Origin of the sequence: Duganella sp. BJB476 (assembly GCF_003416895.1) — a bacterium.
Taxonomy (GTDB): Bacteria; Pseudomonadota; Gammaproteobacteria; order Burkholderiales; family Burkholderiaceae_D; genus Rugamonas.
Window position 1 is genome coordinate 323,004 of sequence record NZ_QVIO01000003.1, and the last position, 14,549, is coordinate 337,552.

At 65.3% G+C, this 14,549-nt stretch carries 13 protein-coding genes; 12 read left to right on the plus strand and 1 reads right to left on the minus strand.

Annotated elements, in window-relative coordinates; all coding sequences use genetic code 11:
• Positions 1–41 precede the first annotated feature (41 nt).
• The 9 genes from D0T21_RS14815 (at position 42) to D0T21_RS14855 (ending at position 10,483) form a co-directional block, all read left to right on the plus strand.
• The gene (locus tag D0T21_RS14815; RefSeq protein WP_116990378.1) at positions 42–1,619 is read left to right on the plus strand and encodes a GGDEF domain-containing protein; all 1,578 of its coding nucleotides are present in this window, start codon (positions 42–44) and stop codon (positions 1,617–1,619) included.
• A 298-nt stretch (positions 1,620–1,917) separates the two neighbouring features.
• Complete coding sequence (locus tag D0T21_RS14820; protein WP_116990379.1) at positions 1,918–3,528, plus strand: flagellin; 1,611 nt, start codon at positions 1,918–1,920, stop codon at positions 3,526–3,528.
• Positions 3,529–3,618: 90 nt separating this feature from the next.
• Complete coding sequence (locus tag D0T21_RS14825; protein ID WP_116990380.1) at positions 3,619–4,008, plus strand: flagellar protein FlaG; 390 nt, start codon at positions 3,619–3,621, stop codon at positions 4,006–4,008.
• A 245-nt stretch (positions 4,009–4,253) separates the two neighbouring features.
• A complete protein-coding gene (gene fliD / locus D0T21_RS14830; RefSeq protein WP_116990381.1) occupies positions 4,254–6,944 on the plus strand; it encodes a flagellar filament capping protein FliD in 2,691 nt (896 codons plus the stop codon).
• Positions 6,945–6,972: 28 nt separating this feature from the next.
• Positions 6,973–7,407 carry a flagellar export chaperone FliS gene (gene fliS / locus D0T21_RS14835; protein WP_116990382.1) on the plus strand — a complete coding sequence of 145 codons (435 nt, stop codon included), beginning with the start codon at positions 6,973–6,975 and terminating at the stop codon, positions 7,405–7,407.
• A 3-nt stretch (positions 7,408–7,410) separates the two neighbouring features.
• The gene (locus D0T21_RS14840; protein ID WP_116990383.1) at positions 7,411–7,740 is read left to right on the plus strand and encodes a flagellar protein FliT; all 330 of its coding nucleotides are present in this window, start codon (positions 7,411–7,413) and stop codon (positions 7,738–7,740) included.
• A 14-nt stretch (positions 7,741–7,754) separates the two neighbouring features.
• A complete protein-coding gene (locus tag D0T21_RS14845; RefSeq protein WP_116990384.1) occupies positions 7,755–9,389 on the plus strand; it encodes a flagellar hook-length control protein FliK in 1,635 nt (544 codons plus the stop codon).
• Entirely contained in the window at positions 9,386–9,718 is a 333-nt protein-coding gene (locus tag D0T21_RS14850; RefSeq protein WP_116990385.1) for an EscU/YscU/HrcU family type III secretion system export apparatus switch protein, read from the plus strand. Before D0T21_RS14845 ends, D0T21_RS14850 begins: the two co-directional genes overlap by 4 nt.
• A 6-nt stretch (positions 9,719–9,724) precedes the next feature.
• Positions 9,725–10,483, plus strand: coding sequence for a flagellar brake protein (locus D0T21_RS14855; protein WP_116990386.1), 759 nt, complete (start codon positions 9,725–9,727; stop codon positions 10,481–10,483).
• On the opposite strand, the gene fliE is transcribed toward D0T21_RS14855, so the two are convergent.
• Positions 10,480–10,824, minus strand: a complete 345-nt coding sequence (fliE, locus tag D0T21_RS14860) for a flagellar hook-basal body complex protein FliE (RefSeq protein WP_116990387.1) — start codon at positions 10,822–10,824, stop codon at positions 10,480–10,482. The two genes, D0T21_RS14855 and fliE, sit on opposite strands and share 4 nt — an antisense overlap.
• Positions 10,825–11,051: 227 nt before the next feature.
• Between fliE and fliF the strand changes: the two genes are divergently transcribed.
• Genes fliF through D0T21_RS14875 form a run of 3 tightly spaced genes read left to right on the plus strand, consistent with a single transcriptional unit; the run spans position 11,052 to position 14,549 of the window.
• Positions 11,052–12,803, plus strand: coding sequence for a flagellar basal-body MS-ring/collar protein FliF (gene fliF / locus D0T21_RS14865; protein ID WP_116990388.1), 1,752 nt, complete (start codon positions 11,052–11,054; stop codon positions 12,801–12,803).
• Complete coding sequence (gene fliG / locus D0T21_RS14870) at positions 12,796–13,794, plus strand: flagellar motor switch protein FliG (protein WP_008451337.1); 999 nt, start codon at positions 12,796–12,798, stop codon at positions 13,792–13,794. Before fliF ends, fliG begins: the two co-directional genes overlap by 8 nt.
• Positions 13,794–14,549, plus strand: a complete 756-nt coding sequence (locus D0T21_RS14875; RefSeq protein WP_116990389.1) for a flagellar assembly protein FliH — start codon at positions 13,794–13,796, stop codon at positions 14,547–14,549. Before fliG ends, D0T21_RS14875 begins: the two co-directional genes overlap by 1 nt.

Here is a 14,549-nt window from a genome sequence, read left to right on the forward strand (position 1 = left end):
TATTATGGTTTAATGAACAAACCTTTAAGAGGCAGCATCTGATGTCCAGCAAACCATCCACTCCCGAGCAGAATCCGGCCGAGATCGCGCGCGAGGCCTTCAAGCGCCTGGCGGTGCGCCGCATCGCGCCGACGCCGGAAGCTTACCGCGACATCTACAACGAAATCGCCGGCGTCACCGCCGCCCCGGCCGCCCCGATCGGCGCGGTCGATCCCGGCCCGGAATCGGTGCTGAGCCAGTTCGCCACCCGCCTGACCGAAAACACCGGCGACCTGGCCGACTTCGGCCGCCGCTTCAACCGCGCCGTCAAGTCGCGCGACTGGGAAGGCTATGCCAAGGCGCTGTCGCAGCTGGTGGAAAAACACTTCGTCGGCAAGAAGGGCGGCATCGAAGTGGCCGGCCTGCTGCCCGAGGACGAGCAAAGCCGCACCCTGCGCGACCTGCTGAGCCGCACCCTGACCTTCGCCGTCGCCTCCTTGCTGGCGGGCGCGCCGGTGCTGGTGGCCGAGGCCGAATCGCTGGGCGCGGCCACCAAGCTGGCCCACAGCGAAGAGGCGCTGGCCGAGATCGCCGTGCGCCTGAAGCAGCTGTGCTACCAGATCGAGCTGCGCGGCGGCGACAGCGGCGAGCAGCAGGAATTGCTGCTGCGCCTGTTCAAGCTGCTGCTGGAAAACGTCAGCGAGCTGCTCGACGACGACAGCTGGCTGCGCGGCCAGATCGAATCGGTGCAAAACCTGATCACCGGCCCGATCGACGTGCGCGCGCTGGAGGAAGCCACCCGCAGCCTGAAGGAAGTGATCTACAAGCAGGGCCAGCTCAAGCACAGCCTGTCGGACGTCAAGCTCACCGTCAAGAACATGATGATGACCTTTATCGACCGCCTCGGCCAGGTGGCGGCCTCGACGGGCGACTTCCACGAGAAGATCGGCGGCTATTCGGAAAAGATCAGCAAGGCCGACAATATCGCCGAGCTCAACACCATCCTCGACGACGTCCTCAAGGAAACCCGGCTGGTGCAGAGCGAGGCGCTCAAGGCGCGCGACAAGATGGTGCTGGCGCGCCAGGAAGTGCAGGACGCCGAGAACCGCATCCACGCGCTGGAGGCGAAGCTGCAGCATTTGAGCGAACTGGTGCGCGAAGACCAGCTGACCGGCAGCCTCAACCGCCGCGGCCTGGACGACGTGTTCGAGCGCGAGACCGCGCGCGCCGACCGCCGCGGCACGCCGCTGTGCATCGCCATCCTCGACCTCGACGACTTCAAAAAGCTCAACGACACCTACGGCCACATCGCCGGCGACGCCGCCCTCAAGCACCTGGTCAAGATCGTCAAGGACACCCTGCGCTCGATGGACGTGATCGCCCGCTTCGGCGGCGAGGAATTCCTGATCCTGATGCCGGAGACCTCGGTCGAGGCGGCGTCGAGCACCATGACCCGTCTGCAGCGCGAGCTGACCAAGCACTTCTTCCTGCACGATAACGAGAAAGTGCTGATCACCTTCTCGGCCGGGGTGGCGCTGCGCCGTCCCAACGAGGAGCAGACCGAACTGGTCAAGCGCGCCGACAAGGCCATGTACACCGCCAAGCAGACCGGCAAGAACCGGGTGGTGGTGGCCGAATAAGCCGCTTTATTATCAGTTTGACCCCAGCCCGGCGCCCGCCGGGCTTTTTTTTGCCCAAAAACAAGGGTGAAAAATAATTATTTTTGCCCTAAAGATTCCGCCATTGCTGTCGTTTAAACGGGCATAGGTGTTGAACTTTAGGCCTGCCAGAGAAAATTTCCCCTCTTTCCGCCCCTTAATTTTCCCACTGGGCAACCGTTACCAGTAACAACAGCGGTTTGATTGTCTCGGAACGTGGAGGCAGACCAATGGGAACTGAGCATATCGCCGAATCGAAGTATCAGTCTGGAGAAACATCATGGCACAAGTCATTAACACAAATATTGCATCGCTGAATTCGCAACGTAACCTGACCACGTCGCAAGCCTCGCTGTCGACTTCCCTGCAACGCCTGTCTTCCGGTTTGCGCATCAACAGCGCAAAAGACGACGCCGCCGGCCTGGCGATTTCCGAGCGCTTCACCTCGCAAATTCGCGGCAATACCCAGGCAGCACGTAACGCCAACGACGGCATCTCGCTGGCTCAAACGGCTGAGGGTGGCTTGAGCACCGCAGGCGATCTGCTGCAGCGTATCCGCGAACTGGCAGTCCAGTCCGCCAACGGCACCAACTCCGATTCCGACCGCAAATCGATCCAGGGCGAGGTTTCGGCCCTGTCGAGCGAGCTGGACCGCGTGGCCAACACCACCCAGTTCAACGGCCAGAACGTGCTGGACGGTTCGCTGACCTCGGCCCAGTTCCAGGTCGGCGCCAACTCCGGCCAGACCATCAATATCGGCGTCGGTTCGGCCAAGGCCACCGACCTGGGCAACAACACCGCCACCTCGGCCTATGCCGGCGCCCGCATTTCGGAAGCGCTCACCGGTAACAAGAACAACGTCGCCGCCGACGAAACCCTGACCCTGAGCTCGGGCGCCGGTGTCACCACCAACGTCGCGGTCAAGGCCGGCGACAGCGCCAAGACCATCGCCTCGGCCATCAACAGCCAGGCCGGCACCAGCGGCGTGAAGGCCTCGGCCGTCACCAGCGCCACGCTGTCGGGCTCCGATCCGACCAACCCGACCACCGGCCTGAAAGACGGTTCCTACCAGTTCACGCTGCGCGGTTCCAACTCGGTGGCCAATGACAAGGAATCGAGCGCCGTCACCATCGCGGCCCAGGTCAAGGGCGGCGACGTATCCTCGCTGGCGCAGGCCATCAACGCCCAGAGCGGCACGACCGGCATCAGCGCCACCATCAAGACCAATTCGGCCGGCACCGCCAAGGAAATCGCCCTGAGCGACGCCAACGGCGATGACATCCAGATCCAGAACACCAACACGGCTGCAGACGACGGCCTGTCCGGCGCCTTCCTGCGCGGCGCCGACAAGCCAGCGTCGGGCACCACCGCCGCCGTGATCGCCGTCGGCCAGTCCTTCGGCATCGGCGGTGCCGCCGATACCGTCGACAACTCGGGCGCCACCCCGGTCGTCAACGCCGGCGCCGGCTCCAGCATCACCGTCGGCGGTCACCTGGACTTCACGTCGGACAACGGCTTCTCGATCAGCAGCACCGGTCAGGCCGTCGTCGCCGCCACCCAGGCCAGCTCGCTGCAATCGGTAGCCAAGCTCGACGTCAGCACCGTGGCCGGCTCCAACGCCGCCCTGAAGACCATCGATTCGGCCCTGAACCAGATCAACAGCAACCGCGCGTCGCTGGGTGCGATTCAGAACCGTTTCGCCTCGACCATCTCGAACCTGAATACCGCGACCGAGAATCTGTCGGCCTCGCGTAGCCGGATTCAAGATACCGACTTCGCGTCGGAAACGGCCAACCTGACCCGCGGCCAGATCCTGCAACAAGCTGGTACCGCCATCTTGGCCCAGGCCAACTCGCTGCCGAACGGCGTGTTGTCCCTGCTGCGTGGCTAAAATCCGGGGCAGGGTTGACGCGGTAAGGTCGCTCTGACTAGGTTCCCCGGTTGATTTATTCAGCCGGGGATTTTTCACAAAGGAAGCATCATGACTATCGATACCATCGGCTCGGCCACCCAGGCCCGCCCAGCAGACCGTCCGGCCAGTGCCGCCGGCGGCGAAGTCGCCGCCCACGGCGCAGCGCGCGCGCCGGCCACGGCCGTCGAAACCGCGGCCGCCGTCAAAGGCCCTGCCAACGTTCCGACGCTGGACCAGGTCAACCAGGCCGTATCGCAACTGAACAAGTCGGCCCAGGCCAAGTCGCAAGGCCTGGAGTTCTCGGTCGATACCGACACCAAGCGTACCGTGGTGAAAGTGATCGACCAGACCACCAAGGAAGTCTTGCGCCAGATTCCCTCGCCCGAAGCGCTGGAAATCGCCAAATCGCTGGAATCGAAATCCGGCGCCTCCGGCTTGCTGATCCAGCAAACCGCCTGAAGCGGCCGCGCTCGCGCGCGCCGCTTTTTCTGTCTTCATGGCATCCTGCCAACAGGAGTGCCGCCACCGCGGATCTGACCGGCCACGCCCGTTGCGCAGCCCGACCGCCGTCCCGTCACGCCCTGCGCCGCCGAGCGCTGCCCGTTTTTTCAGCTTTGCCTGAACTGGCAGGTATTCTCCCCTCTCAAGTCCGGTTTGATTCTGCCGATATTGTCTTATATTATTGCTTTACTTAGGAGCGCAACGTGGGCATCTCTTCACCAGGCATCGGCTCGAACATCCCGGTCGACTCCATCGTCAGCAAGCTGATGGCGGTCGAGTCGGCGCCGCTGGCCGATTACGACAAGAAGTCGGCCAGTTATCTGGCGCAGGTGTCCGCGTTCGGCAATCTATCCGGCGCGCTGGGCTCGTTCCAGACCGCGCTGGCCGGCCTGACCTCGGTCTCCAGCTTCCAGACCCTGATCAGCGCGCCCAGCGACACCAGCGTGATGACCGCCACCGCGGACAGTACTGCGCAGCCGGGCAACTACCGCGTCAACATCAGCCAGATCGCGCAGGCGCAAACGCTGGCCTCGACCGGCTACAAGAGCACCACGGCCGCCATCGGCCTGGGCGCCAAGACCACCATCAATTTTTCGCTCGGCACCACCAGCGGCGGCACGTTCGGCATCGCCGGCACCCAGCTCGGCGCCAGCCTGTCGAGCGGCGGCGTGTCGACCGGCTCGCTCAGCATCAACAACACCGCGATCGCCACCGACGGTTCCACCCGCAGCGCGCGCCTGCTGGCTGACGCCGTCAACGCCAAGAGCAGCACCACCGGCGTGTCGGCCAAGGCCTCCGCCACCGCCACCGACGTCACCCTGTTCGGCGCCGCCGGCGCTTCCAGCTTCGGCAATGTCGACACCAGCGGCGGCGGCACCTATAAACTGACGGTCGGCGGCGTGGAAATCGCCGCCCAGGCGACCGGCGTGGCGGCCGGCGCGGCCGGCGGCGTCACCGCCGCCTCGCTCGATGCCGCCCTGGCGCCGACCACCGCCGTCGGCCGCGCGCTGGCCGACGCCAACATCACCATCAAAGGCACGGCCGTCGGCGGCGACCTGCAATTCCTCAATGCGGACGGCAGCAACATCGCCATCGCCGAAGCCGTCGACGGCAGCGTCACCGGCGGGATCGGCAACAGCGGCACGGCCAACATCGGTTCCAGCACGACGGCGGTCGGCGCCATTACGCTGGTGTCGGCGGACGGCAGCCCCATCACCGTCGGCGGCACCGATCCGTCCAAGGCCGGCTTTACCGCCGGCGTCGGCGGCGCCTATCTCGGCGCCAGTTTCGCGGCCGATTCCAGCCGCACCAGCGGCAACATCGTCATCGACAGCTCGAACAATACGCTGCAGGGCATCATGGCGGCGATCAACAAGGGCAACTTCGGCGTCACCGCCAGCATCATCTCGGACGGCTCGACCGGCACCAACGCCACCCCGAATCACCTGATCCTGACCTCGTCGGCGACCGGCGCCAGTTCGACCATGAAGATCACCCTGGCCGGCTCCGGCGGCAATCCGCCGGACGACAAACTGGCTGCCCTGCTGGGCTACGATCCGGGCGGCGTGCAGAACCTGAGCCAGAAGGCGGCGGCGGCCGATACGCTGGCCACCGTCAACGGCATCGCCGTCACCAGCCCCAGCACCGGCATCAACGGCGCCATCAGCGGCATCAGCATCAACGCCCTCAAGGTCGGCAGTTCGTCGCTGTCGGTGAGCAAGGACAGCGGTTCGTTGACCACCTCGGTCAACGGCTTCGTCAAGGCCTACAACGACTTGAGCGGCCAGATCGCCCAGCTGGGCGCCTACGATCCGGACACCAAGACCGGCGGTCCGCTGCTGGGCGATACCACCCTGCGCAATCTGCAAGCCTCGATCCGCCGTCAACTGGGCACTTCGATCACCGGCTTGCAGGGCACCAGCCTGACCAATCTGTCGCAGATCGGCATCTCGTTCCAGAAGGATGGCACGCTGAGCCTGGACAACACCAAGCTGCAAAAGGCCGTGACCAACAACTTCAGCGACATCGCCGGCCTGTTCGCGGCGGTCGGCCATGGCAGCGATCCGGACGTCAAGTTCGTCAGCTCCGGCACCAACAGCAAGGCCGGCGATTACGCGATCGACATCACCCAGCTGGCCACCCAGGGCACGCTGCAGGGCACCGCCGTGCTGCCGGCCGAAACCGTGATCGATACCGACACCACCTGGACCGTGACGCTGAACGACACCAAGCCGGCCACGCTGTCCAACACCGCCACCATTTCGCTGCCGGCCGGCAGCTACAATCCCAGCCAGCTGGCCACGCTGCTGCAATCGTCGATCAACGGCGTCAGCGCGTTTGCCAGCGCCGGCGCCACCGTCAGCGCCACCATCGGCGACGATGGCAAGCTCAAGCTCGCTTCGACCAACTACGGCGCGAAATCGAACATCCATGTCGCCACGGCGACCGGCACCGACATCTCGGCCGCATTCGGCACCGGCGTGCCGGTCGACGGCCTGGACGTGGCCGGCACCATCGGCGGCTACACCGCCACCGGCAGCGGCCAGACCCTGACCGGTTCGCCGGGCGCGCCGGTCGACGGGCTGAAGTTGACGATTACCGGCGACACCACCGGCTCGCGCGGCAGTTTCGGCTTCTCCCAGGGGTATGCCTACCAGCTCAACTCGCTGGCGGCCGGCTACCTGGGCTCCACCGGCGCGATCAACAGCCGCACCGTCGGCCTGAACAACTCGGTGAAGGATGTCGCCAAGCAGAGGGACGCCTTCGCCGCCCGCCTGACCGATATCGAAGCGCGCTACCGCGCGCAGTACACGGCGCTCGATACGTCGATCGCCAGCATGAATACCACCGCGTCATTCTTGACGCAACAGTTCGCGGCGCTTGCCAAGCAATAGCCGCTGACGCTTTAACAGGAGACAGAGTATGTTTGGATCTCGACAAACTGGCGTGAACGCCTATGCCAAGGTTGGCATGGAAACCGGCGTGGTCGCCGCCAGTCCCCACAAGCTGATCGTCATGCTGTTCGACGGCGCCATGGTGGCCTTGAACGCCGCGCTGGCCGGCATGCGCAATGGCGACATCGGCGAGAAGGGCAAATCGATCTCCAAGGCCATCATGATCATCGACAGCGGCCTGCGCGCCGCGCTCGACAAAAAGGCCGGCGGCGAGATCGCCGAGGGCCTGGACGCGCTGTACGAATACATGAGCGCACGCCTGCTGACGGCCAACCTGAACAACGATCCAGCGATCCTGGAGGAAGTGCAGCGCCTGCTGACCGAGTTGCGCGACGCCTGGAATGCGATCGCCGACACCCCTGCCGCCACCGGCATCCGCCCTACCAATCTCGCGAGCGCCTGATTCATGATGACCAGCCAAGATATCCTTTCCGTGTACGCCGCCATGGCCGAGCTGACCGAACAGATGGTGCAGGCCGCCACCAGCAGCGACTGGGACCAGCTGGTGTTGCTGGAGCAGCGCTGCGCCGCCCACGTGCAGGCGCTGCGCGCACAGGAACCGGCGCAGCCGATGCAGGGCGCCGAGCGCGAACGCAAGATCAGCCTGATCCGCCAGATGCTCAACGCCGACCGCCAGATCCGCGACCTGACCATGCCGTGGATGGCGCAACTGTCCAAACTGATCAACGCCACCGGCACTGAACGGCGCGTGATTAACGCCTACGGCAGCGTCTAAAGCAGGGGCGCGCCATGCTGCCGCCCGTGGTCACCATCCTGCCGGTCGGTCCGGCGGCCGATGTCGGCGGCGTCGCGCCGGTCGGCGACGGCCGCCAGGCGGCCTTTCAGCGCGCGCTGCAAAGCCTGGTCGGCCAGTCGGTCACGGCCGAAGTGCTGTCCAAGTTCAACGACGGCAGCTTCCTGGTCAAGGTGGCCGACAACGCGGTGCGCATGATGCTGCCGCCGGAAGTGCAGGTCGGCGCCGAAGTGCCGCTGACCGTGCTGACCGCCAATCCCCGTCCCACTTTCCAGCTCGGCAATAACAGCCCCGGCAGCTCGGCCACGCTGGTCTACAGTGAACCCGCCGAGGCCGGCGACGGCCTGTACTCGCCCGCCCTGCCCTCGCAAGACGCGCCGGCCGCCCTGCCGCCCACGCCCCGCCCACCGGCCGGCGCCGCGACGCCGGGCCAGCCGGCCACGCCCGGCGCGAGCGGCGCCGCAGCGGGCCTGCCGGCCGAGGCGGACGGACTGCCGGGCCAGCTCAAACCGGGCACGCCGGCGGCCGCCGGAACGCCGGCCGGCACGGCCGCGCCGGCGACGGGCGCAGCGCAAGCCGCAGCCGCTGCGGCAGGCGCCGCCGGCGCCACTGCGGAAACCGCCGAAAATCCGGCCACAACGGCAGGCCGTCCCGCCAACACGCCGGCGGCTACCGCCAGCACGGCGACGCCGGCCACGACGGCGCCAGGCACAGCCGCAACGCCAACCGCCGCCGGTGCTGCTGCCGTGGCCACCGACGCCCGTGCCGCGGCACCAGCCGCTGGCGCCGGTGCCGCCCCCCAGGCTGGCGCCGCCGCCGCGCAAAGCGCCGGCGGCGCGGCCCCGACTGAAGCAGTCAAACCGCAAAGCCTGGCCGCCACCTTGCTCGGCAAGGCGCCGCTGACGCCGTCCAACGAATTGCCCGACCTCGACCCCAGCACGCCGCAAGCGACGCTGAGCAACACCGCCCGCGTGCTGACCACCGTCCTCAGCACCGCACAGGGCAGCGCCGGCGCGCAACTGGCGCTGGTCGGCAAGAGCGCGCTGTTCGGCAACGCCGCGCCGGCCGCAGAACAGCTGGCGCAAAAACTGCAAGACACCATCTCGCAAAGCGGCCTGTTCTACGAGTCGCATGTCACCGAATGGGCCAAGGGCGAGCGCACCCTGCCCGAGCTGATGCGCGAGCCGCAGATGCAGCGCATGCTGCAAAGCGGCGAAAGCGCCGCCCGCGCCGCCGCCAGCGGTCCCGACCTGAGCGCCGCGCAACTGATCAACCAGCAACTGCACACCCACGAGCAAGGCCGGGTGCAATGGAACGGCGAAGCGTGGCCGGGCCAGCACATGCAGTGGGAAATCCGCCGCGAACAGCGCGAAGGCCGCAAGGACGAGGGCAATGGCGCCGACGGCGAACCCGAACAAGTCTGGCGCAGCGGCGTACGCTTCCGCTTCCCGATGCTGGGCGCGGTGTCGGCGGCGGTGACGCTGATCGGCGGCCAGGTGCATATCCAGGTGCAAGCCGACGACGGCGACACCGCCGACACCCTGCGCGCCTACGCCAGCCAGCTGGAGCAGGCAATGGAGGCGGCCGGCGCGCCGCTGTCCTCGCTGACCATCGGCCAGGAGCCGCCATGACCGACGACCTGCCGCGCCGCCCGCTGCAGCAGGCGGTGGCCCTGACCTACGAGAACGGCGCGCCGGCGCCCAAGGTGGTGGCCAAGGGCCGCGGGCTGGTGGCCGAGCAGATCATCAGCGTGGCGCTGGAGGCCGGCGTGTTCATCCACGAGTCCAAGGAGCTTGTATCTCTGCTCATGGATGTAGATCTAGATCAACAAATTCCGCCAACGCTCTATAGGACGATTGCGGAACTATTAGCGTGGCTATATCATATTGAATCAGCGCAAAAGTCTGGATTGCCGCTTCCAGCGGCGCCGGACACCAGCATCCCCCTTACAGAAACTTGACGCCCGATGTACCCACACTTTCAGGATGCGGAATTGGAAAACTGGCACGATTTTGAAGTCGAATCACGGAAGGAGATCATCTCCTTGCTGCGCGGTATCGGCGAAAAGAATCAACTGATCCGCATGCTGATCCATGGCGAGTCCGACGTCTGCGTGACCTCGATCCTGGAAGTGGACGAGCAGAACAGCACCGTCTACCTGGATTGCTCGATCGACCGCGAGCAGAACAAGCGCATCCTGGCTTCGCGCCGGCTGTCGTTCGAGACCACGCTGGACAAGGTGCGCATCCTGTTTGGCGCCGACCGCATCGAGACGGCGACCTTCGAAGGCAATCCGGCGTTCAAGATCGTCGTGCCGCCGACGCTGATCCGCCTGCAGCGGCGCGAGTACTACCGGATTGCGACGCCGGTGACCAACCCGGTGCGGGTGCTGATCCCGCTGCCGGAAGAGCTGGGCGGCAGCACCACCTTCCCGCTGGCCGACATCAGCTGCGGCGGCATCGCCATCCTGGACAACAAGATGATCCTGGGCGACGCCATCGGCCGCAACTACCTCGATTGCAAGATCGACCTGCCGGAAGTGGGCCAGGTGGCGACCTCGCTGCAGATCCGCAACTCGCTGGACCTGACGCTGCTCAACAACAAGACCAACCGCCGCCTGGGCTGCGAGTTCGTCAACATCTCGCGCGGCATGCTGTCCTACGTGCAGCGCTACATCACCAAGCTGGAACGCGAACGCAACGCCCGCATCGCCGGCCTGATCTAAACCTGCATGTTCATGATGTCGTGATAGGCTGAGACCAGCTTATTGCGCACCTGAATGGTGGCCTGGAAGTTGATGCTGGCCTTCTGCATCGAAATCATCATGTCCGACAGGTTGACGCTGTCGTCGCCCATCGCGAATTTCTTGCCCATGTCGTCGGCCTGCACCTGGCTGGTGTTGACGCCGTCCAGCGCGTTTTTCAGCGCGTCGGAAAACTCCACCTTGGCCGCCGGCGGCGCTTCGGTCTTGATCACCGGCGGCGTCAGCCCCGGACGCGTGGCGTGCGCCTTCAACTGGGCGATCATGGCCTGGATCTGGCTGCCGTCGATTCCACCTGTTTTCATCCCATCCTCCATCTTGTTGCTGCCGTGGAACAAATTCCAACGACATAGCCGAGCGCGGCGTTACAATACGGCACGGCTCTATCAGTGCTGCCAGAATACCAAGGGCAAGGCCAGTCCCCATGGCCGAGCAGGACCGTAAACGGCGCTCTGTTTGGCCGATTGATTTGCCCGCAGCCGGGCAATAATGGCTCATCCTCTCTAGAACCTCGCACCGGAAACCAACCATCATGGCCGTAGCCGAACAAATCGACAACGACACAGCAGCCGACGCCGCGGATGACGGTGCCGAGAAGCTGCCCTTCATCCAGACGCCGATGGGCCGCAATTTCCTGCGCGCAGCCGGCGCGGCGGCCATCGCCGCCATCCTGCTCGGCCTGTGGCTGTGGAACAAGCCGCCCGACTACGGCGTGCTGTTCTCCAACTTCACCGACCGCGACGGCGGCGCCATCACGGCCGAACTGGACAAACTGAACGTCAAGCACAAGTTTTCCGAGAACGGCACCGCCATCCTGGTGCCGACCGAGCAGGTGCACGATATCCGCCTGAAACTGGCGGCCCAGGGCTTGCCCAAGGGCGGCAACGTCGGCTTCGAGCTGATGGAAAACCAGAAGCTGGGCGTGTCCCAGTTCCTCGAACAGGTCAACTACCAGCGCGCGCTGGAAGGCGAACTGGCGCGCTCGATCCAGTCGCTGGCCGCGATCGAAAACGCCCGCGTCCACCTGGCGCTGCCCAAGCCGTCGGTGTTCGTGCGCGACCAGCAAAAGCCGACCGCCTCGGTCATCGTCACGCTGCACCCGAACCGCCAGCTCGACCCGGCCCAGACCGCCGCAATCGTGCACCTGGTCGCCTCCAGCGTGCCGGAACTGCTGCCGGCCAACGTCAGCGTCATCGACCAGGCCGGCAACCTGATTTCCGACCAGAACAAGAACGGCAGCGCCGGCCTCAACGCCAAGAACATGGACGAGACCCAGCTCAAGTATGTCAAGGACATGCAGCTGCAGGTCATCAAGCAGGTCGAATCGATCATCATCCCCATCGTCGGCGAAGGCAATGTGCGCGCCGAAGCCACCGCCGACGTCGACTTCGCCCAGATCGAGCAGGCCGCCGAAACCTACAAGCCGAACTCGCCGCCGGCCGCCTCCGCCATCCGCAGCCAGCAGAGCAGCGAAACCAACGGCAACAGCGGCAACAACAATCCGGGCGGCATCCCTGGCGCGCTGTCGAACCAGCCGCCGGGCACCGCTACCGCGCCGTTGACCCAGACCGCCGGCTCGCCGACCGGCACCGCGCCGGCGCCGGGCACGCCGCCGGGCGCGGCCGGGACCAGCACGGCCACCGGCCCCAACCACAAGGAATCGACCACCAACTACGAAGTCGACAAGACCGTGCGCTACGAGCAGCGCGGCATGGGCGGCCTGCGCCGCATGACGGTGGCGGTGGTGGTCAATTACAAACGCATCGTCGGCAAGGATGGCAAAGTCACCATCAAGGCCTATACTCCTGAAGAGATGGCCAAGATTAACGACCTGGTCAAGCAGGCCATGGGCTACAACCAGGACCGCGGCGACGCCGTCAGCGTGGCCAATTCGCCGTTCGACGGCGTCGACAAACCGTTCGAACCGCCGCCGGAATGGTGGCGCGATCCGGCAAACTTGCCGATGGCCAAGGATCTGGCGAAGTTCCTGATCACCGCGCTGATCTTGCTGTACATCGTGCTGCGTATCGTCAAGCCGATGATGCGTCCGGTGTTCAAGAAGATCGACGAGATCAACGCCCCGGAGCCGGAGCCGGAAGAGCCGGAGGAAGTGGTCGAGGACGGCCCGGACGAGGCCCTCATCGCCGAAGAAGAACTGCGCAAGATGGAAGAAAACACCGTGCGCTCTTACCGCGAAAATCTGGCCATGGCCAAGAAACTGGCCACCGAGGATCCGCGCATCGTTGCCAACGTGATCAAAGAATGGATAGGCGCAAATGACTGAGAATACCGGACTGCAAAAGGCCGCCATCCTGATGCTGGCCATGGGCGAGAGCGAGGCCGCCGAGGTGATGAAGTTCCTCGGCCCGCGCGAAGTGCTCAAGCTGGGCGCCGCCATGGCGACCATGAAGAACGTTCCCCACGAGGAAGTGGTGGGTACGCTGGACAACTTCCGCGACATGGTTGCGGCCGCCTCCACCGTGGGCCTGGACTCGGACGAGTACATCCGCCAGGTGCTGACCAAGGCGCTGGGCGACGACAAGGCCTCGGTGCTGCTGTCGCGCATTCTGGGCGGCAAGGACGCCTCAGGCATCGAATCGCTGAAGTGGATGGATTCGCAATCCGTGGCCGAGCTGATCCGCAACGAGCACCCGCAGATCATCGCCACCATCCTGGTCCACCTGGAGCGCGACCAGGCTTGCGAAATCCTCGGCCACTTCACCGACCGCCTGCGCAACGACGTGGTGCTGCGTATCGCCACGCTGGACGGCGTGCAGCCGGCCGCGTTGCGCGAGCTGAACGACGTGCTGACCAAGCTGCTGTCGGGCAACGAGAACATCAAGAAATCGTCGCTGGGCGGCGTGCGCGCGGCGGCCGAGATCCTCAACTTCATGTCGGGCGAGCAGGAAGGCTCGGTGATGGACAACATCAAGAACTACGACAACGACATGGCGCAGAAGATCATGGACGAGATGTTCGTGTTCGACAACCTGATCGATATCGACGACCGCGGCATCCAGCTGCTGCTGCGCGAAGTGCAGTCGGAAATGCTGATCATCGCCTTGAAGGGCGCGTCGCAGGAATTGCGCGACAAGATCTTCAAGAACATGTCGGCCCGTGCTTCGGAAATGATGCGCGAAGACCTGGAATCGAAAGGTCCCGTGCGCCTGTCCGAAGTGGAAACCCAGCAGAAGCAGATCCTGCAAATCGTCCGCCGCCTGGCCGACGAAGGCCAGATCGTGCTTGGCGGCAAAGGTGAGGATTCCTTCGTCTAATGTCTCTGCTACCAAAAGAACAGCAGTCGGCGTTCCAGCGCTGGGAGATGACCTCGTTTGGCGACGAGCGTCCCCGCGTGATCGCGCAACGCGAAGCCGAACAGCGCGAGCGCGACGCCGAACAGGCCCGCCTGGACGCCGAGCAGCGCGTGCAGGATGCGCTGCAGGAGCAGCAGGATGCGCTGGAAATGGGGCCGCCGCTGCCGCCGCCGATGGAATACCCCACCGTTGAAGAACTGGAAGCGATCCGCGAGGAAGCCCGCAAGGATGGCTACGACGAAGGCCACGCGGCCGGCCACGCCGACGCCATCGAGGCCGGCAAGCTGGTCACCGCCGAGGAGCTGGAGCACCTGCGCAGCCTGGCCACCAGCTTCACCACCTCGCTGCACGACGCCGACCAGCTGATCGCCAGCGACGTGCTGGAACTGGCCTTGCAACTGGCCAAGGGCATGCTGAAGAACGCGCTGCAAGTCAAACCCGAGCTGATCCTGCCGATCGTGCGCGAGGCCATCGAATACCTGCCGGTGCTGCAACAGCCGGCGCTGCTGGTGCTACACCCCGACGACGCCGCCGTGGTGCGCGGCGGCATCGGCGAAGAGCTCGACAAGGGCGGCTGGCGCGTGGTTGAAGACCCGCAGGTCGGCCGCGGCGGCTGCAAGGTCGATACCGCCAGCAACCAGATTGACGCCACCGCCGCCGCCCGCTGGCAGCGCCTGAGCCATGCGCTCGGCAAAGAAGTGGACTGGCTGGCCTGA

Excerpts from the sequence above, each read along its gene's own strand:
- D0T21_RS14815 (WP_116990378.1), top strand. The coding sequence starts at position 42 with ATGTCCAGCAAACCATCCACTCCCGAGCAGAATCCGGCCGAGATCGCG.
- D0T21_RS14820 (WP_116990379.1), top strand. The coding sequence starts at position 1,918 with ATGGCACAAGTCATTAACACAAATATTGCATCGCTGAATTCGCAACGT.
- D0T21_RS14825 (WP_116990380.1), top strand. The coding sequence starts at position 3,619 with ATGACTATCGATACCATCGGCTCGGCCACCCAGGCCCGCCCAGCAGAC.
- fliS (WP_116990382.1), top strand. The coding sequence starts at position 6,973 with ATGTTTGGATCTCGACAAACTGGCGTGAACGCCTATGCCAAGGTTGGC.
- D0T21_RS14840 (WP_116990383.1), top strand. The coding sequence starts at position 7,411 with ATGATGACCAGCCAAGATATCCTTTCCGTGTACGCCGCCATGGCCGAG.
- D0T21_RS14845 (WP_116990384.1), top strand. The coding sequence starts at position 7,755 with ATGCTGCCGCCCGTGGTCACCATCCTGCCGGTCGGTCCGGCGGCCGAT.
- D0T21_RS14850 (WP_116990385.1), top strand. The coding sequence starts at position 9,386 with ATGACCGACGACCTGCCGCGCCGCCCGCTGCAGCAGGCGGTGGCCCTG.
- D0T21_RS14855 (WP_116990386.1), top strand. The coding sequence starts at position 9,725 with ATGTACCCACACTTTCAGGATGCGGAATTGGAAAACTGGCACGATTTT.
- fliE (WP_116990387.1), bottom strand. The coding sequence starts at position 10,824 with ATGAAAACAGGTGGAATCGACGGCAGCCAGATCCAGGCCATGATCGCC.
- fliF (WP_116990388.1), top strand. The coding sequence starts at position 11,052 with ATGGCCGTAGCCGAACAAATCGACAACGACACAGCAGCCGACGCCGCG.
- fliG (WP_008451337.1), top strand. The coding sequence starts at position 12,796 with ATGACTGAGAATACCGGACTGCAAAAGGCCGCCATCCTGATGCTGGCC.
- D0T21_RS14875 (WP_116990389.1), top strand. The coding sequence starts at position 13,794 with ATGTCTCTGCTACCAAAAGAACAGCAGTCGGCGTTCCAGCGCTGGGAG.